Below are 18,190 nucleotides of genomic sequence, written 5' to 3' on the forward strand. Positions count from 1 at the left end.
AAGTACCGCAATGAGACGACTTTCTTGACGACTGGTGATTTGGTTCGTCAGTCTTGAGCCCGTGATCTTGATTGGAGGCGCTGTTATGAAGTGGTTATCGCGAACATTCCTACTGGCCTTAACTCTTTTGTTTTCCACGGTCGCTTCAGCTCAAGACAAACCAAACATCGTATTCATATTTCTAGATAATTTTGGTTGGGGCGAGCCAGGGTTCAATGGAGGCGGCATAATCCGAGGTACAGCGACTCCCGAGATGGACGCCCTCGCTGCGGAGGGATTACGACTCACAAACTTCAATGTGGAAAGCCAGTGCACGCCGTCCCGTGCAGCGACCATGACAGGCCGATACGGTATCCGAAGCGGCAACCACACGGTCCCACTGGGGGGCGGCGTCTACGGCCTAACTCAGTGGGAAATCACGATGGCCGAGATGCTAAAGGATGCAGGATACAACACGGCCATGTACGGCAAGTGGCACCTTGGGTGGACCGAGGGGCGCTTTCCAACGAATCAAGGATTCGACGAATTTTACGGCGTGGAGACCACTGATGTTACAGTCTGGCGCACGCTTCCGGGATTTGCTGAAGCCAACATGGAAGAACCGGTTGTGATGCAGGGTGTCGCGGGTGAACCGGCGACAGTAGCGCGTGACTATGATCTGGATTATCGCGGTGAGATAGATGGCGACCTGACAAAGAAAGCCATCGATTTCATCGAAGCCAAGAGTGGGGAAGAGGCACCATTCTTTATCTATCTTGCATACACGCAGACCCACTATCCAAACATCGTGTCGGAAGAATTTGATGGCGCCACTGGAAACGGCGTCTGGGCCGACATTCTACTCCAAACAGATAGCTATATCGGACGCATCGTTGATGCGATTGAGGCGGCAGGTGTTTCCGACGACACCGTGGTGATATTTACTGCTGACAATGGCCCTGAAGCTCTTCCGGTTGGAAACGCCAACGTCTCGCCGGTTCCTGCGGTACATGGTACAGCCGGGCCTTGGCGCGGAACTCTGTTCACCAGCCTCGAAGGAAGCATGCGTGTGCCTTTTGCGATCAAGTGGCCGGGAAAGATCTCTGCGGGTTCAGAAAGCAATGATGTTGTCCACTCTATGGATCTCTATCCGACACTTGCGGCATTTGCAGGTGGCAAGGTGCCGGATGATAGGGCCTTTGATGGCATCGACCAGTCCAAGTTCTTTCTTGGTGTCCAGCCAAACTCAAACCGAGAAGGCGTGATCGTTTACATGGGAGAGCAGATCTTCGGCGTGAAGTGGAAAAATTGGAAAGTTCTCTTCAAAGAAAATACGACGGCTTTCGGAGCGACAGAGTCTTTCGATACACCAAGGGTCTACAATCTTCTGAATGATCCACACGAACGTGAAAGTGTACTTTTCCCTCACACATGGGCGGTCGAAAAGGCGCTGCCTCAATTGCAGCAGCACATTGCAAGCTTCGAGGAATACCCCCCAATACCACCAGGAACGCCTGATCCCTACGAACCACCCAAAAACTGAACGGCGGTTTTGTCCGCACAGCGCCCGTTTGCTGGCTTCAGGCTTTGGTCAGAAAGCCTGCCCGTTCTTACCGGTCGGGTTCAAAGCGGGTGCTTTATGTACCGGGAAGTCATATCCTTCACACCAGTTCTCATAGAACGATTTACGGACGACATTGATGCAACAGGTCAACATCATTTTGCCTGCCGCGTTCTCTCGTATAAGCCGGAACCACTTGAGCCTCCATTGTCCGATTGGTTGAGCAATCCCATCTGCCAACCAAGCGCACTTTGGAAAATCTGGGGATACCGAAGACTACATTCTATCGCTGGTACGACCGATATCTGTCGGGTGGTCCCGAAGCGCTTGAAGATCGCTGCCCCAAGCCAACGCGGGTCCATCAAGTTCATAGGATGTGATGTCGCATAGTCGAGGTGCCTCCTCCAGCTTCAAACCGGTGCCCGCTGATGACTAGTGAGAGACCTTGTATCCGCTTGCCTGACGCCAGAAAGGTGCCACCCCATCATGCGGGAAGTAGCAACATGGTGCGTCTTCCGTCGCCCATATTCCTTTTCCGGTTCGCTCACGCATTGCGCTATCAATCGGGAACAGCCGCGCCAAATTGAACGGATCAATCTGCGGATGGCTCCACCCAGCCTCCGACTCTGAAAGAAGACGATTCATTGCGGAAATCAATCTTTCACCGGCGGCGCTGCTCCAAGGACGAAGTCCCACATTTTCGAGCAAATTGAACAGGTTTATCCAGGACTGCAAATTGAACGTGCAATAGTGCTGGGTCAGCGTGCGTTCCATCTCAAACGGTTGCTCGCCATTCGGTGTAATAGTGCCAAGTAGTCGTGCCTGGGCTCGCAGATTGATTTCTTGTAGGGCCTGTACGTCATTCAGAAAGGCTGCAATGGATGCCACCTGAAGATCAAAACAGGTGCCATGGTTGTTGGTAGCACCGCATTCATCAATGCCTTGCTCGCTGGTGGTCAACCATTCCAGAAATGCGGAAAGCCAGGTTTTGAGTTCCTTTGCGAGCAGATCATCTTCCAGCAGCCGGACAGCATCAAGAAAGAAGTAGAAGTCCTTTGTTTCGATCAGGCCATGTGCCTCCCCTCTGTCGCTCCTATGACCTCGGCGTACCTGCGCGTAGTTCAAATTGGGGTTCATCCGCGTTTCAGGGTCAACGAACCATGTTCGAACCAGGCTCTTGGCCTTGTCCGAATATTCTTTGTCTCCGGTCACGCGCGCCGCAAGGGCAAGCGCCGTCGTGTCGTCGAAAAGCCGTTGCAAGCGGGTTCTGTCATAGCGGTCACTATCCGCTTCATATAGCTGCGTTCCGGGCACCCGTTTCCCGTCCTGACGAATATAGGGCAGGCCGTCTTTCTTTTTCGGATTCGGCCACCAATAGGGCGCAGGATGGTAATAGTCATGCGGGTCGCCACTGGGCGCTGGCTCTGGTTTGTCCGTCACAGAGTACGGCCCGCGCGTCATTGCCTCATCCGCGGCAGAACGGAGCGCTACATAATCCGGATCGTCGTTCTTGGCCGATAGTGCTTCCAAACGTGTCGGATCGTAGAAGAATTGACCATGACCGCTCAAATTTTCGGTCACTTTGCGCGCTTCCAGCATGTCCAGAGTTGCGCGGATTGCGTCATTTCTTGCCAGTCCGCGGTTTTTGAAGCTTTTTGTATCTTCTTTTTCCAAGCCCGATTGGCCGGAGAACAGTCGCGCTACCCAGCCCGCCTGTGCAACCCGGTGGCCTTCGGGGCTGACTTTTCGTGGGGGTGTGTCAAAGAACTCCACTGGCCATTTTTGCCAAGGGCCGTCGATGCCAAGGTGCACTAAAAGTTCGACCTTTGGCCTGCGCCCGTAGGGGTGCTTCTCGTCAAACCGCAGAGGGGCATCGCACCGGAACGCCATCTGTGGTTCTTCAGTCGCATTGAACGTGGTGCCTTCCTCAAGAAGTTCCGCGTTGTCCTGCATCCGAGCCATCGGAACGGTGAAATACCGCTTGTCCCTATTGGCTACAACATCGTCGCGAAATGAGTTCCAAGCGCTCTTGGTAAAGTAGCAGTTACCATCGAATGGCAGCGCCCATTTGGCGTGGCGCAAGCACAACTCAAGTGCTGCATTTCGTGCGCCGTTATTGTTCATCACATAGTTGTTCTTAGCTCGGTAGGCCTGAGTTATCATTCGGGCCCGGGTTTCCTCATCCACGGAATCGAGCGTACCATCAGAAAGGACCAATGGGTTTTCAAACGTGTCAAAATCATAACCCGTCGCTTGCAGTTCTTCCGCATCGTACGGGATTTTCTCATATACCTGTTGGTGCTCATCCAGAAGCGCAACAAGTTTTGCCTCGTTCTCAGGGTCGAAGATCCGATTTAAAATCCACAGCTTGGTGCAGTTTTGAAACTCCGGCTCGTTTTCCAGAATAAACTTTACGTTTGCCAATGACTGACCTGCGCGGTGTCGGGGGATCAGATCGTTACCGATGACGCGGCAAAGAGCAAACGTATCAGGCAGAGAGTTGACGCGTTCTTCTTCCGCTTCGTCCTTTGCCGCAGGCGCGACAGACTTAAGCGATCCGGCGATTTGGCCCATGCTGGGCTTTGAGCGCTGTCGTGCTACGGAGCCCTTTTGTGCCGCGCGGTGCACAAAGTAGATTGGCAACAATACGGGAGATAATAGAACCAAGACAGGTGACAGGAGGATGAGTACGAGGTTACGCCGTTTTTTACGGCGAATTCGTTCCTCCAGAGATAGGGCGGTTTTTTTCGCCTCTGTTCTCACCTTTGTATTCATTTATTCAACCTGTCTCTGCATATGGCGAAGCGGTGCCAGAGCTTTAGAAATCACTGACGCTCAAAATACTGTTATGCAATCTCATTAACGCTTGCGAGGTGCAACCGAGGGCATACATTACATCGTTGGTTTTCCCAAAAATCACTCGCGTGATTTCAGCATAGTGTATCGCAAGCATTTGTTACAAAATTTTTTTCTGGTTTTGATGGTATAGGCTCGCACAAGTCGAATTGATTGCGATCCGGCGATAGCACGGAGAGGCCAGCGGACCCGCTTGCGCGGCGGGGCGCAGCGGGGAAACGCGGTTGACCATGGACGCGCCCTTTTGAAATTGGAGAACGCAGACCCTGATCACAGGTTGGACGCAGGACGCATTCATCGCACCATGAGTCATCAAGGGCGCATTGGATGGTCCGGCTTTTGCCGCTTACTCCGCAAAATGCTGGTTCCGGAAATCGCGCCCGGCACGGTGGTCATCCTCGATAACCTAGCGACCCATCGCGACAGGCGCGCTGCCCAAGACCTGCGCGAACACGGCTGCTGGTTCTTGTACTTGCCACCTTACTCACCAGACCTGAACCCCATCGAAAAATCCTTCTCAAAGCTCAAAGCGCATCTTCGAAAAATCGGGGCCAGAACCTATGCAGGGGTCTTCGAAGCCATCGGGGCAATCTGCGACCTTGACGACACAGCAGAGTGCCAGAACTACTTCAAGGCTGCTGGATATGTCTCAGGTTAATGTCGATGCGCTTTAACTTTTGATGATTTGGTTAAGCGCTTAAGTTTCGCATCTAGCCTTCAAACTTTATTGTTTAAACGCAATGTATCTTTTGGTTTTTGTGTCGATGGACACTGCCCCTGCCAGTACTCTTTTGATTGATGTGGTCTCTTCACGAGCTTGAGACACAGACCTTTGGTTCTCGCAAGGCTCGATCAGTTTGGTGGTACTCAAATCTACGCTCAAGTGAGTGCTTTTTGACTTTGCATCACACCGCAGTTTTCTTACCCGCTACTATTTTCGCACGTCCGGCTGTCGAAACCAAAGTAGCCGAACCGTTTCTGAAACCCGGACCAGTCGCAGTATGTATTGTACTCTCCAAATCGCCAAAACCTGCGGCAAGCTTAGGTCTGGGTTTTTCCGCAGCTTTTTCAACGTGCGAAACGACGGGATCAGTTTCTGGATCGGTGGGATATAGTTTATGGCACCGCGCCGGGCGTTTCGCCTTATTCTCGCGCCTTCGATGCGGCGCGTTTTTTGGGCGAATTCGCGCAAAGTGGCCCGGGCGGGATGGCGGACGATTGCGTCCGCGGCGAAAACAATAGGTTCGCCGGCTGCAGCTGCCCGATCATTCCACTCCATGTCGCCCCCTGACAGCACTTCGCTATTGAACAAACCGATGCGGTCAAACATGTCGCGACGCACGATGAGATTAGCCGTGACAGCGCGGCCTCGCTCTACCCATTTCCGTTGCTCAAGCCCGAGGTGGTAGTCGTACAACTCAACAGCTGTCCATTCCGAACCATTGGGAATGAGTGCAACATCCCCCCCGAAACGGCCGACTTCCGGGTGTTCGCGTGCGATGCGTAACCCGCTTTCAACATATTCCGGCACCGGGAGACAATCGGAGTCAGTGAAGAATAACAACTCGGCGCGCGCTGCAGCAATTCCCTTGTTTCGGGCGGCATAAGACCCCGGCTTGCCTTCCGAGATAATCTGCGCATTTGCTGGAAGACGGAAGTCTGCAGGAGTGGGATCCGAAGGATCGTTGTTTACCACAACGATTTCAAATTTTTCGGGTTCAACAGTCTGGGACGCAAGGCAATCCAGGCAGGATTGCAGCTTGTCCCAGCTATGATAAGTCGGAATTATAATTGATGCATCCATGTCAATTCTTTTTGTATTGAGCCCGTTGCGCAATTTTTATTGATGTATGAAACCAGCAAAAACATGGCGTCGCCGTCCAGTTTTACACAGAACTGGCAACGCATTTTCCGGGTATACCCTTGGTCAATCTGCATGCACCACATTTGCATACTGGTGATCGTACAAAATTCGGAATGGGCCGCTGTTTTTCAGCAACTCGTCGGCGTTTCCTTTTTCGACAACCTGCCCTGCCTCGATCACCACGATTTGGTCAGCGTGCAGAATAGTGGAAAGTCGGTGGGCGACGATAATGGTTGTCCGTCCTGCGGTCAGTCGCCGCAAAGCCTCCTGCACTAGGTGTTCAGATTTCGAGTCCAGCGCACTTGTCGGCTCGTCCAGCAATAAAATTGGGCTGTCACGCAGCAAGGCGCGGGCAATTGCCAACCGCTGTTTTTGACCACCAGACAGGAAAGCACCATTTTCACCCACTAGAGTGTCGAAGCCATCATCAAGATTTTGGATAAAATCGTAGGCGTTAGCGGCTTTGGCGGCTTCGATTACTTCCTGTCGCGACGCCCCCTCTCTGCCGAGCCTGATATTGTCAGCAATAGATGCCGAGAACAAAAAGGTTTCTTGTCCGACAAACGACATGTTCGCCCGTAAGCTTTTGAACGAAGCATGCTTGACGTCCTGGCCATCAATCGTGACCGTGCCGGTTTGCGGGTCGTAGAGTCGAAGCGCGAGGTTAAGGATCGTCGATTTTCCACCTCCAGACAAACCAACAAGCGCGGTTGTTTTCCCAGCGTCAAAAGTCAGAGAAAGGTCTTTGAGTATTGGATCGCTCGTGCGATAGCCAAAGGTGACATTCTCGAACTTTACCTCTTTGGCGCCGGAAGGAAGGGCTTTGGGATCGTCACCTTCCGCCAGGGTCTCAGGTTGATCCAGCAGATTGAACAGCATTTTTACGGCTCGCAAACTGACTTCGAGCTTGACGCGAACACGTGACAGTCTTTTGGCGGGCTCATATGCCATCATCAATGCCGTTACGAACGACATTAGCTCACCGGGCGTCGAGCCGCCGGACCCGAATATGTTGGCCGCGCTCAATCCGATGACTGATGCGATAGCAAAGCCCGCAAGGATATCCATCAGGGGGCTGGTCGCAGCTTGTAAGCGTGCAAGTTTATTTCGGCGTTTCTCGACACTCTTGACGGCGTCGAACATGCGATTGGCCATCCGCTCTTCCAGCCCGAACGACTTTATGACCCGGATACCGCCAGACGTTTCCTGGATCACTTGCATGATCGCCCCAAGAGATTGCATTTCCATATCGGCAATCTCTCTTACTTTTCGCAAAAGAGTTCTGACACCCCAGATCGCAAGAGGACCAATTACTAATGTAAAAAGCGACAGCAGAGGTTGCTGGTAGAACATAACTGCCAGCAATCCGATCAAACTCAGCGTGTCGCGAACGGCCGTGGTAACGATGATCTCGACGACCTTACGCGCTGCCTGAGCCGATTGGGTGACCCTCATCAACAGGTTGGAGCTTTCCGTGAGATTGAAGAAAGACACGCCCTGACGCAGCAGTTTATCATAGAGTTTTATCTGTTGATGCGAAACAATTCTGTTACCAGCGCGCGTCAAGGCCACAACCTGTACATAGGTTGCAAGACCTTTGACCAGAAAAATCACAAACACTGCGATTGAAACACTCATAACCTGCGACGCATTATCCGCCTCGAACAATGAGTCCACGACATCTCTCATGATGAAGGCTATACCGGCAGTGGTCCCTGCGACAAATACCATTGCAATGATTGCAATGATATATGGGACCATCTGAGATTTCAGGTTTTCCCTTAACAGGCGCCACAGAATCGAGTTGTCCAGCGTTTCTGCGATTTTCAGTTTTGTTTTTTGCAATGCAAAATTCCAACCTGTCTGAGTTGCAGTTGTTCCTGATCGAATTCGGGCCGCAATGCAACCCTACCCGATTGATCGTGCGCTTAGCCAGACGACACCCGGCACGTTTTCCAATTGCCAGAACCAATTTTGGCTGGTTCTGCACCTACTACAAGTTTGTCTCCGCAATGTAGTTGACTTCTTGCCGCTCGGAGCCCGGCATTTGCCAAACGGTGGCTATACATCTTTTAATGAAGTTGCCGTTACTTATGGCGCTAAAATCAGGTTTCAACCCGAATATCAGAATTTTGGCATCGCGCTGAATTTAATGGGTTTTGGTGAATGTAGGACGCTCGGGCGGGGTCGCACATGCATTTGGAATACGAATCCGAAAGTTTCCTATCACTTCGCATAAGATGTAGTAGTAATGGCGTTGACGACGGAGTGGAACGACTGTCGCACCGATCATGCAGAGCCGATGAATTCGGCCAACCGAGTGGTTACATGTAGATTTCATACAATGATCACGGTGCCAAAATCGGGCTTTGACACCTATGTCGGCATCGGGCGATAAACGCGCCCGGAGAACCCTGTTCAGAGGCCGTTTTAAGAAATTTAACACCAGCTTATCAAATCTAAACCAGAGCTATATGAAGTATATATGGATCGTCGTTCGACTCATCTTAAGATCACCGTCTCGACCCTGACCAGACAGCGCCCGGAAATGCTGTCGGCGTTGCTGGAAAGTTGGGGAGAGATGGGTGTTCCGGAAAACTGCTCAGTCCAGTGTCTGGTAGTCGAGAATGACTCGGTTCCGCTCAGTGAAGACGTGGTTCGTGCGTATGAGGGAACACTGCCGAATGGCGTACCGCTTCTTTATGCGCTTGAGACCGAACCGGGCATTCCGTTTGGTCGCAATTGCGCCGCCCGCAATGCAATCGCGCAAAAGTCTGATCTGCTGTGCTTTATGGATGACGACGAAACTGTCGCGTCTGATTGGCTAGACAATCTGGTGACCGGATACAGAACCAGTTCAGCCGTTCTATTGGGCGCACCACTACGGGCCGCACCACCCTCGGGAGACGAAACCGCAATACAGAGGTTGATGCTGAGCAATATCAAAAACCGATATCTGACAAAGGAAAGAAAGGCGTCCAAGCGGGCCACGCTGGAAGACACCGGTGGAGTGACAATCGTAACCAATAACTGGCTGGGGGAGACCCGGCTTTTTACCGACCACAATATCTGGTTCGATGAAACCATGCGGATGACAGGCGGTACTGACGCCAAGTTTTATGCTGAAACTGTTGCCGCAGGATTGCCAGTCGGTTGGGTCGACAATGCGTTTGTTTACGAAAGGATACCACCTGAACGTCTGTCTTTCTGGTATCAGGCTGCACGCGGCAGGGATCAATCCAACACTTACATGCGCAGAAAGCTGGAACAAAGGCCGGTCAATGCGGTGGTGCAGATCGCCGCCGCGCCTCTTCGAATAGTAGCGTTGGCGGGTTTGATTGTTTTATTGCCATTCCAGCCACAAAAAAGATTTATCGATATTGCCCGTACCGCTGGATGGCTGGTTGGCGTTCTTGGCATCCCATTTGGCTTTAAATCTGAACTCTATAAAAAGGTCACCGGCCACTGACACATTTCGAGCCAGCGGCTTCAAGAGAACCCAGAACGCAAAGGTGAGCCGTACACTTCAGGATTGGAGGACAAACATGCCAATTCCACGTCATTCACGGCGGTTGGTTCTCTGACACGTAAATAACGATCTCATTCCAAGGCTGCCATTGTTGCAAGGATGCAGTCTGTATCGGACCTTGAGGACCGATAACCGCAAGTATGTGCTGTTTTTGCGTTCTGTTTGCCGGTGTACCGAGAGGTTTTCATATTCATTGCTTTGGCACCGTAGGTGATGCCTGTGAAAATCGGACTGAACACTAAGGGTTTGACTTCACTCAAAGCCTTCGCAATTTGGCGAACCGCGCACACTGGGTGTACTTCGACTATTCCCCCCAAGAACCGGACAGGGGCCATTCCAACTAAATTGGCAGGATAAACCCATGGTTTATAAATCAGCGCGGCAGGAACGCTTTGTGGATGGATTGCGCCATTTCCACTTTGCAAAAAACTCCCCATTTCTGGCGAGTAGACTCAGATAAGAATTCAGGCTGCACTAATCCATAGTTGCCTTGCGGCGAAAAAACCGCCTACCGTAGATGTTCTTTTGCGAGATGGGTGGAACGAGGGGCTGGACGAGGGGGTAAAAGCCAGCCCCTCATTCTTAGGGGGTGTGCGGAGCTACGTGCACTGGCTCCGTTAACTAAACTCTAACGAATGACAGATAGCCGTAACATTGGGGGTTCCCCGTAGTCGGTTAAATTTAATCTTTCAGACACAATTCAGACAGAGCAAGCCGCTATTAAGAAAGTGCGACGCGCCTAGAGGGGGTTAACAATTTCTTGAGGGGGTACGAGTTTGGCGCGTCGCACTTTTTATTGATGTGCGCGGAGTTGGTCGAAAGATTCATGACTTCCCCAATGAAATCAACGTAATCACATCTCCACTCAAACTCTCAAAATTTCAGCTTTCGTGTTTCCGTCCGGTGAATCTGAGCAGTTTTTGTGGTGCGTTTTGATCGACGAATTGCCAAGGCCTGAGTTTGTCGAGGCGGTTGGTTTTTGAAACCACCTTCGTCCCACCTTCAACCGTCGATCACGGTCCTAAGCTGCGTTCTTAGGTAATCTGCCGCTGAGCACTGGTCGAACAGGTGGTCCTGAAAGTGTGGGGCGCAGGGCGCTCAGATAAAATGCCCAACTGGCGCACCAAAGTAAGGCGGCGGTGTTTTCAAAGGTTTCGGCGTCGGCGACCAAAGGTGCGGCCAGGCGCGTCACGGTGGCGCTCCACAGCAAGACCATGGCACAGGTCAGAGACGGGGGTGCACGCAGAAAACCCTCTGGGGTATGAGACGCGGCGCGACCGGCAAAAGCCATGATCATGCCGGAAATCGCCCCAATGGTCAGGGCGTGCAGGGCGTCTCTCACTGGATAAGCGGTTGGAAAAAACCACAGAGATCCCACAAGCAGCAGACCAAGAGGAAGCCAGAGAAACGCTACTTGTAGCCCAAACAGAAGCGGGTTTCGCCACGTGCTGAGGCTGCGCCATCGGGTCATCGTTACCAACAGGACCAGAGCAGCCGGAACGAGCAAGGCATATGTATAGTCGGGAGTGTTCAGAAGCAGAGCAAATACGGCACTGGCCAATAACACAAGTGAGGCCAAGCGGAGCTGTTCATTGTGGGCCGCATTCAGTGGCGGAAGGTTCTGGTGTTGACGCCAGATGGTGGTGAAGGCCGGGACGGCACGAGTTCCGATGGTAGTGATCAGGATCGCAAAGCCGACCAGTACCGCGCGAGCAAGCGACAGGCTGGCGCTGACATCGCCGGATTTTGCGAGGGTCATATAGGTGGCGTCGAAGATACCCAAAGCGAGGATTGCGAAAGCAAACGGTGTTTTCACATAGACGCCCGCTGCTACGATGCGCCAAAAAAGTAGGCCAAATAAAACGATGAAAAAGATCGCATTGCCGATCAATACCAAGCCGAGGGGAAGATGGTCAGCCGTTAACGTTGCAAGGCGGCACAATGCCCAGAAGCCCATCAGAGCCTTTAAGACCAAGCCCTGTTCAGGCGGCTTGGCCACCCAGTTGGGAAGGGCCGTCAGCAGGTAACCACCCACGGCCAGCGCGGCGAAGCCGAACAGCAATTCATGCACGTGCCACAGCACAATTGGGCCAAACCCCGGTGCTGGCAGGCCCAGACGTACGCCCAATGGCCACCACCCGATGCAGATCAGCGCCCAAAGCGCCGCGCCGGTGAACATAGGCCGATACGGCGCGGCCCAGAACGAATACTCGGTCACTCTGCCGGAACGGGCTGACCGCCGGACCAGTCTGCGCCGCATGCACCTTGCAGGAAACCATCGGAAAAGCGGGCATCCGGCGTGAGGGATTGAAGCTCGGCTGCCGTCGTCGTCGCTGTAGTGCCTCCTTGCAGGAGGGTGTGATAGGCCGCGCAAATGGCGGGGAACCCCTGTGATTGGGGGGAAAGACGCAGGGCAGAGACACCCGCGCGTGCCAGCGTGTCGGCCTGATAAACCGCAGCGGCGTACGTAGAGGACAGGGTCTGCACACCGTTCATGGTCATGAATGGCTGACCTTCCAGCGTTTTTACCTCCAGCCCGTCCGGATCGTCTTCGCAGGCAAATTGACAGTTGTCCTTGGTGCGGCCATGCAGGCGCGCGTGATAGCAGCGGCCTGAGATTGCCAGGGGCAGGCGACCATGCCCCCAGACCTCGACAGCAACGCCGAGATCAGCGGCGGTTTTGGACAGCACCTCAACGCCTTCCAACGGCAATTCGGGCGGCAGGCACACCCGCGTGGCACCCAGCGAGGCAAGCCATGCCAGGGTGCCTTCGTTGTAGACATTGACCAGCGGGCCGACCCAGAATGGCGTGCCTTTGGGAAGATGGGGCAGGGTGGAAAGGTCGTTGACCTCAACCGGCAGGCCCATGTCGACAAGATCGGCGGTCAGCTTGCGCTCGCGTTTCAGGGTGACAAGCGCCAGACTGGTCAGGGCGACTTCTTTGCCAGCGTTTTGCAGCGTGTCGATCGCCTCGGAGATATGCTCCTGATAAAACGGCAAACGTTTGGAACAGACCAGTTCGCCCAGAACGACACGAGCAACGGGCGTATCGGCCAGTGAGGTATGAAACTCCAGCCAACGGTCTTTGGACCAGAAGAACTGGGTCGGCCCAGCGGTGAGATCCATGGGTTATCTCCAGGTTTTTTTGTAGGCGCCGGTGGTCATGGCCTGACCCTCGGACAGGCGGGCCAACATGCCCTCGGGCAGAGGGCGGCCCGCGTCCAACGCATCCACGGCGGCGCGGAAGTTGCGCACCACCTGCGCCACGTAGGAACGCGACCGCTGGCGGCCTTCGATCTTGAGTGCGGTGACGCCTGCCTTTTGCAGTTGTGGGATCAGTTTCTCGGCGTTCAGGCTGACCGGGTCTTCGAACAGGTGACCGGTTTTCTCGCCAGCGCTGAAGCAGCCTTTGCACAGGGTCGGATAAGGGGCGGCTTCGCCTTTGTTGACGCGGTGAATGATGTAGCCGCCTAGCCGCGCATCCAGCACGCCGTTTTCCTCATGATATTCCACATGGCTTGCTGGCGAGCAGACACCGTTCATGTTGGGCGATTTGCCGGTGGCATAGGACGACAGCGAACAGCGGCCCTCGGCCATCACACACAGGCCACCAAAGACGAACACCTCGGTTTCAACCTCGGTTTCGGCGTTGATCGCGGCAATCTCGGGCACCGAAAGCACGCGCGGCAGCACCACACGTTTCACGCTAAAGGCCTCGGCATAATAGTTGATGACATCCGCATTGGCGGCGGCTGCCTGGACCGACAGGTGACGGCGCAGGCCGGGATGGTGGCGTGCGGTGTGGGCCAGAAGGCCCGCATCGGCCAGGATCACCGCATCGGCGCCGCAGGTTTCGGCATCGGCTACGGCGCTGTGCCAGATCGCCTCGTGCCCGGCGCGCGGAAAGGTGTTGATGGCGACCAGAACCTTAGCGCCATGTTGGTGGGCAAAGGCCACGCCCTCGCGCATTTCCGCGCGGTCGAAGTTCAGGCCGGGAAAGTTCCGGGCGTTGGTTTCATCGGCAAAGCCGCAGTAAACCGTGTGCGCACCCGCCTTTACTGCCGCACGCAACGCGGCGGGAGTGCCGGCAGGGCAGACAATTTCCATTACCATAGGTCTGCCTCTTCAGGTCTGCTCAGGTTAACGCCGGTTCTTCGCTCGATCAGTGCAAGAACCCTCTGCATGGATTGCGCTAAGGGGCCGGACAGGTCCGAGAGTTCCTGCGCGAAGTCCAGCTCAGCATCATCGACAGCGTTGCGCAGGGCCAGCGCTGCGGCGGTATCGCCTTCGATCACCAGATCGCGGGAAAAGAACAGCGCGTCCCCGTCATAGGCGCCGTGAACCAGACCCAGTAGGGCGGCCAGCGGGCCGGCGATCCGTGCAGCACCGTCGCCGCAGCCGCGTGTGACCGTTACCCGCGGGTTGCCGCCGTTTGGTTCAAGACAGATCACAAACGGCAAGTCGGTCGGATCAAGGACGAACCGGGTATGATCATGTTCACCCAGCCTGCGGAACATGCCCGGGTGTTTTTGGGCGATCTTGCGGGAAAAGGCAGTCAGGATTGCCGACAATGGGGCGAAGGGCAAAACGCGCAACGGATAGGTGGCCACCTGCGGAAAGCGCGGAATCATAGCGGGCGATTGGGGCAAGCAGAGCTCCTTTGGTACGGTCGACATGTCTCTTGCCGGAACTCATAAGTGTTTGCGCGCTTTCCCAAGTTGACGATTGTCAATTCTGTTGTGGAATTTCGCTGATAGGCAGGCCGGGTATTCTTGAACAGGATCTCCCGTGCGATCTTTGCCCTCCTTCCCCAGCCTGCGCAGTTTTCTTGACTGGTGCGGAGACGCCAATCAGTTGCTGTCGGTGTCCGAGCCCGTCACGGTTCGCCACCAGATGACAGCGGTCCACCGCAATGTGCTGGAACGGGCTGGCCCGGTGCTGCGGTTCGATAGCCCGGTAACCGAAGATGGAGCCGTTTCAAAAATACCGGTGGTCGCAAATCTGTTCGGGACAACAGAACGCGTGTGTGCCGGGCTTGGGATAAAACCGGACGAACTGGAGGAGATGGGCGCGTTTCTTGCCGCTCTCAAAACCCCAACACCGCCAGATGGGCTACGTGATGCCCTGTCGCGCTGGCCGATGTTGAAGGCCGCCTTGGCGACGCGGCCCAAAATCACCAAGTCCGCATCCAGCCAGGAAGTGGTGCTGGAAGGGGCGGATATTGATCTGGCGTCCATCCCGGTGCAGACCCATTGGCCGGGAGATGCGGCGCCGCTTGTGACCTGGCCGGTGGTCATCACCCGGCCGCACGGGTCCGAGGCGGGGAATGTCACGTCCTACAATGCGGGCATATACCGCGCGCAGGTGTTGGACCGGGACAAGCTGATCATGCGATGGCTGCCCCATCGCGGTGGCGCTGCCCATCATCGAAGCTGGACGAAACGCGGGGAAAAGACCCCGGTCGCCGTTGTTCTGGGGGCGGATCCGGCCACGCTGTTGTCTGCCGCGCTGCCGCTGCCTGAGACCGTATCGGAACTGACCTTTGCGGGCGCGCTCAACGGGGCCCGCCCCCGCATGGCGGCCGCCAAGTCGGTACCCTTGATGGTTCCCGCCGAGGCCGAGATCATCCTTGAGGGTTGGGTATCGCCCACAGAAACCGCGCCCGAGGGGCCGTTCGGCGATCACACCGGATATTACAACCGGGCCGAGCCTTTCCCGGTGATGCAGGTCACGGCTGTGACCCATCGGCAAGACCCGCTGTACCTGTCCACCTATACCGGCCGCCCGCCAGATGAGCCCGCGATCATTGGCGAGGTTTTCAACCGTCTCGCGCTGCCCACCATTCGCGCCCAGATTCCCGAGGTTCGTGATCTGTGGCTGCCGCCCGCCGCCTGTTCGTACCGCATGGCCGTTGTCAGCATCGACAAACGCTATCCAGGTCAGGCGCGGCGGGTGATGTTGGCATTGTGGGGGATGCTGCCGCAATTCAGCTATACCAAGGTGATCGTGGTTGTGGATGACGATATCGACCCCACAAACTGGGATGACATCGCGTGGGCGCTTGCCACGCGCATGGATCCGGTGCGCGATGTGATGACGCTGGAAAACACGCCGATGGACTATCTCGATTTTGCCTCTCCGCAACCGGGGTTGTCTGGAAAAATGGGCATCGATGCCACAACCAAGATCGAGAGTGAAACCACGCGGGAATGGGGAACGGTGATGAAAACAGCGGACAAGAACGTGGAGTTTGCCGCAGGTCTTGTTTCCCGCCTGATGAAAGGAGGGGTGTCATGAGCCATCATCGTGTAATCCTGGGCGTAGCCGGAGCCTCGGGTGCGGCACTTGGGGTGTCGGTGGCGCAGCAGTTGTCGGATTTGGGCGTCGAGATTGACCTTGTCACCAGCGACGCGGCAAGACGCACGCTGCTTGAAGAATGTGGGGGCAATGCGTTTGATACTCTAAGCGCACTGGCGACACGCCACCATTCTATAGGTAACATCGGTGCCAGTATTGCATCGGGGTCAGTCCCGGTCTCCGGAATGGTAGTCGCGCCATGTTCGATGCGATCCTTGGCAGCAATTGCGCATGGTCTGGACGACAACCTGCTGACCCGCGCCGCCAGCGTTCAGCTCAAGGAACGCAGGCGTCTGGTCCTGCTGACCCGAGAGGCGCCGCTGACCTTGGTGCATCTTCGAAACATGACGACCGTGACCGAGATGGGCGCGATTGTTTTGCCGCCGGTCCCGGCATTCTATCTGAAGCCACAGGGCGTGTCGGATATCGTTGACCAGATTGCGGCCCGTGCGATTGACCTTTTGGGCATTTCCGTACCCACAGCACAACGATGGGCCGAGGCGATCTAGGTTCTGCTGCGTGTCTGCCATCCGATGAGGCTGAAGCACGCGAATACGACAGCCGCCACACAGACAATTGACGGGCCCGCGGGCGTATCGAAGACGTAGGCCGCCCGTAATCCGGCGACTGCAGAGAACGCACCGATTGCCGCTGCGATCAAAGCCATCGTTTCAGGCGATTTTGCCAAGCTGCGGGCTGCCGCCGCCGGTATGATCAGCATCGCTGCAATCAGCAGAACGCCCACAACCTTGATCGCCACCGCCACGGTCACCGCAAGAGAAAGCGTCAGGATCAACTGCTCGCGCTTAGGGTCATAGCCGCTGGCATAGGCCAGTTCTTCGTTCAGCGTTGCAGTCAACAGTTGCGACCAGCGCCACGCAATCAGCGCGACGACCAGCGCGGCTCCGCCCCAAATCACAAGCAGATCAGAGCGTGAAACCGCGAGAATATCGCCAAAGAGATACGCCATCAGGTCAATGCGAACGCCGGACAGGAACGATACCGCAACAAGGCCAAAAGCCAGCGCGGAATGCGCCAGAACACCCAGCAGCGTGTCCATCGCATAGCCGCGACCTGCCAGCAGTGTGACGGTCAGCGCCATGATCAACGCAACGGCCAACGCGCCTGTGAAAACCGACATTTGAAAGGTCAGTGAAAGGGCGACACCAAGGATTGCCGCATGCGCCGTCGCATCTCCGAAGTAGGCCATCCGGCGCCAAACGACGAAACACCCAAGGGGGGCTGCGGCAAAGGCAACGCCGACACCCGCAAGCGTCGCGCGGGTCATAAAATCATCAAGCATTATTCTGCGGCTTCCTGAGAGTGGTCACAGTTGTCGTGTTCGTGGTCATGGTCATGGCGGTAAAGCGCCAGCGCACCGCCGGTACCCGTCCCGAACAGCGCGCGGTATTCCGGGGCTGAGGCGACAACGGCGGGGGAGCCTTCGCAGCACACGTGGCCGTTGAGGCAGATCACACGGTCAGACGCGCTCATGACCACATGCAATTCGTGGCTGATCATCAAAATGGCACAGCCAGTGTCACGCCGTACATCTTCGATCTGACGATAAAAGGCGGCTGAGCCCGGCTGATCGAGACCTTGCGTCGCCTCATCCAAAAGCAGAACGTCAGGGCGGTTTATCAGCGCCCGAGCTAACAAAACCCTTTGGAACTGCCCGCCCGATAGCTGCGACATTTGGCGTTTCAACAGGTCTGGCACACCGGCCGATTCAAGCGCTTCCATGCATTGTTTGCGCGAAACGGGGTTGGTCAGACGCATGAACCGTTCAACTGAGATCGGCAGTGTCGGATCGATATGCAGTTTTTGCGGAACATAGCCCAGTTTCAGGCCGGGCTTGAGAGAGACATTTCCAACAGATGGCTTGGTCGCCCCAATGATGGCTCGCAACAGGCTGGTTTTGCCTGACCCGTTTGGGCCGACAATGGTGACGATCTCACCGGGCTCGATTGCCATATCCACATGACGCAAAACGGTATTTGCGCCATAGCGGACGCTGAGATTCTCAACGGTGATCAGAGTCATC

The 18,190-nt window shown here is 55.3% G+C and carries 14 protein-coding genes and 1 pseudogene; 6 read left to right on the forward strand and 9 right to left on the reverse strand.

Going from position 1 to position 18,190, the window contains the following annotated elements:
• Positions 1-85 precede the first annotated feature (85 nt).
• Together ACR0ER_RS07105 and ACR0ER_RS07110 are read left to right on the forward strand one after the other, a co-directional pair.
• On the forward strand, positions 86-1,522 hold the full coding sequence (locus ACR0ER_RS07105; RefSeq protein ID WP_480768321.1) for an arylsulfatase: 1,437 nt from the start codon (positions 86-88) through the stop codon (positions 1,520-1,522).
• A gap of 224 nt (positions 1,523-1,746) precedes the next feature.
• A pseudogene (locus ACR0ER_RS07110) lies at positions 1,747-1,899 on the forward strand (helix-turn-helix domain-containing protein); the annotation flags it as partial.
• A 73-nt stretch (positions 1,900-1,972) separates the two neighbouring features.
• Here the strand turns inward: ACR0ER_RS07110 and ACR0ER_RS07115 are convergent.
• Positions 1,973-4,315 (reverse strand): alginate lyase family protein, encoded by a 2,343-nt coding sequence (locus ACR0ER_RS07115; protein ID WP_480768322.1) that lies wholly within the window; start codon positions 4,313-4,315, stop codon positions 1,973-1,975.
• 358 nt (positions 4,316-4,673) lie between these two features.
• Between ACR0ER_RS07115 and ACR0ER_RS07120 the strand changes: the two genes are divergently transcribed.
• Complete coding sequence (locus tag ACR0ER_RS07120; protein ID WP_480768487.1) at positions 4,674-5,054, forward strand: transposase; 381 nt, start codon at positions 4,674-4,676, stop codon at positions 5,052-5,054.
• 273 nt (positions 5,055-5,327) lie between these two features.
• Here the strand turns inward: ACR0ER_RS07120 and ACR0ER_RS07125 are convergent, their stop codons facing one another.
• On the reverse strand, positions 5,328-6,233 hold the full coding sequence (locus ACR0ER_RS07125; protein ID WP_480768323.1) for a glycosyltransferase family 2 protein: 906 nt from the start codon (positions 6,231-6,233) through the stop codon (positions 5,328-5,330).
• 90 nt (positions 6,234-6,323) lie between these two features.
• Positions 6,324-8,105: an ABC transporter ATP-binding protein gene (locus ACR0ER_RS07130; RefSeq protein WP_480768324.1), complete on the reverse strand. Its 1,782-nt coding sequence runs from the start codon at positions 8,103-8,105 to the stop codon at positions 6,324-6,326.
• Between the two features lie 640 nt (positions 8,106-8,745).
• Here ACR0ER_RS07130 and ACR0ER_RS07135 point away from each other — a divergent pair.
• Positions 8,746-9,729: a glycosyltransferase gene (locus tag ACR0ER_RS07135; protein ID WP_480768325.1), complete on the forward strand. Its 984-nt coding sequence runs from the start codon at positions 8,746-8,748 to the stop codon at positions 9,727-9,729.
• A gap of 1,081 nt (positions 9,730-10,810) precedes the next feature.
• Here ACR0ER_RS07135 and ACR0ER_RS07140 read toward each other — a convergent pair.
• The 4 genes from ACR0ER_RS07140 to ubiT are packed head-to-tail and all read right to left on the reverse strand — an operon-like array spanning position 10,811 to position 14,438.
• Entirely contained in the window at positions 10,811-12,049 is a 1,239-nt protein-coding gene (locus ACR0ER_RS07140) for an NnrS family protein (protein WP_480768326.1), read from the reverse strand.
• Complete coding sequence (ubiV, locus tag ACR0ER_RS07145) at positions 12,004-12,915, reverse strand: ubiquinone anaerobic biosynthesis protein UbiV (protein ID WP_480768327.1); 912 nt, start codon at positions 12,913-12,915, stop codon at positions 12,004-12,006. The genes ACR0ER_RS07140 and ubiV overlap by 46 nt, the downstream gene beginning before the upstream one ends.
• A 3-nt stretch (positions 12,916-12,918) precedes the next feature.
• Positions 12,919-13,896, reverse strand: coding sequence for a ubiquinone anaerobic biosynthesis protein UbiU (gene ubiU / locus ACR0ER_RS07150; RefSeq protein ID WP_480768488.1), 978 nt, complete (start codon positions 13,894-13,896; stop codon positions 12,919-12,921).
• Positions 13,896-14,438, reverse strand: coding sequence for a ubiquinone anaerobic biosynthesis accessory factor UbiT (gene ubiT, locus ACR0ER_RS07155; RefSeq protein WP_480768328.1), 543 nt, complete (start codon positions 14,436-14,438; stop codon positions 13,896-13,898). Before ubiT ends, ubiU begins: the two co-directional genes overlap by 1 nt.
• Positions 14,439-14,577: 139 nt before the next feature.
• Here ubiT and ACR0ER_RS07160 point away from each other — a divergent pair, with 139 nt between their 5' ends.
• Both ACR0ER_RS07160 and ACR0ER_RS07165 read left to right on the forward strand, forming a co-directional pair.
• Positions 14,578-16,086, forward strand: a complete 1,509-nt coding sequence (locus tag ACR0ER_RS07160) for a UbiD family decarboxylase (protein ID WP_480768329.1) — start codon at positions 14,578-14,580, stop codon at positions 16,084-16,086.
• Positions 16,083-16,655, forward strand: coding sequence for a UbiX family flavin prenyltransferase (locus tag ACR0ER_RS07165; protein WP_480768330.1), 573 nt, complete (start codon positions 16,083-16,085; stop codon positions 16,653-16,655). Before ACR0ER_RS07160 ends, ACR0ER_RS07165 begins: the two co-directional genes overlap by 4 nt.
• Here ACR0ER_RS07165 and ACR0ER_RS07170 read toward each other — a convergent pair.
• Both ACR0ER_RS07170 and ACR0ER_RS07175 read right to left on the reverse strand, forming a co-directional pair.
• A complete protein-coding gene (locus tag ACR0ER_RS07170) occupies positions 16,652-17,449 on the reverse strand; it encodes an iron chelate uptake ABC transporter family permease subunit (protein WP_170329759.1) in 798 nt (265 codons plus the stop codon). The genes ACR0ER_RS07165 and ACR0ER_RS07170 overlap by 4 nt on opposite strands.
• On the reverse strand, positions 17,449-18,189 hold the full coding sequence (locus ACR0ER_RS07175) for an ATP-binding cassette domain-containing protein (protein WP_480768331.1): 741 nt from the start codon (positions 18,187-18,189) through the stop codon (positions 17,449-17,451). The genes ACR0ER_RS07170 and ACR0ER_RS07175 overlap by 1 nt, the downstream gene beginning before the upstream one ends.
• Position 18,190: the final 1 nt, after the last annotated feature.

It is taken from the genome of Ruegeria sp. CH8 (genome assembly GCF_056536985.1).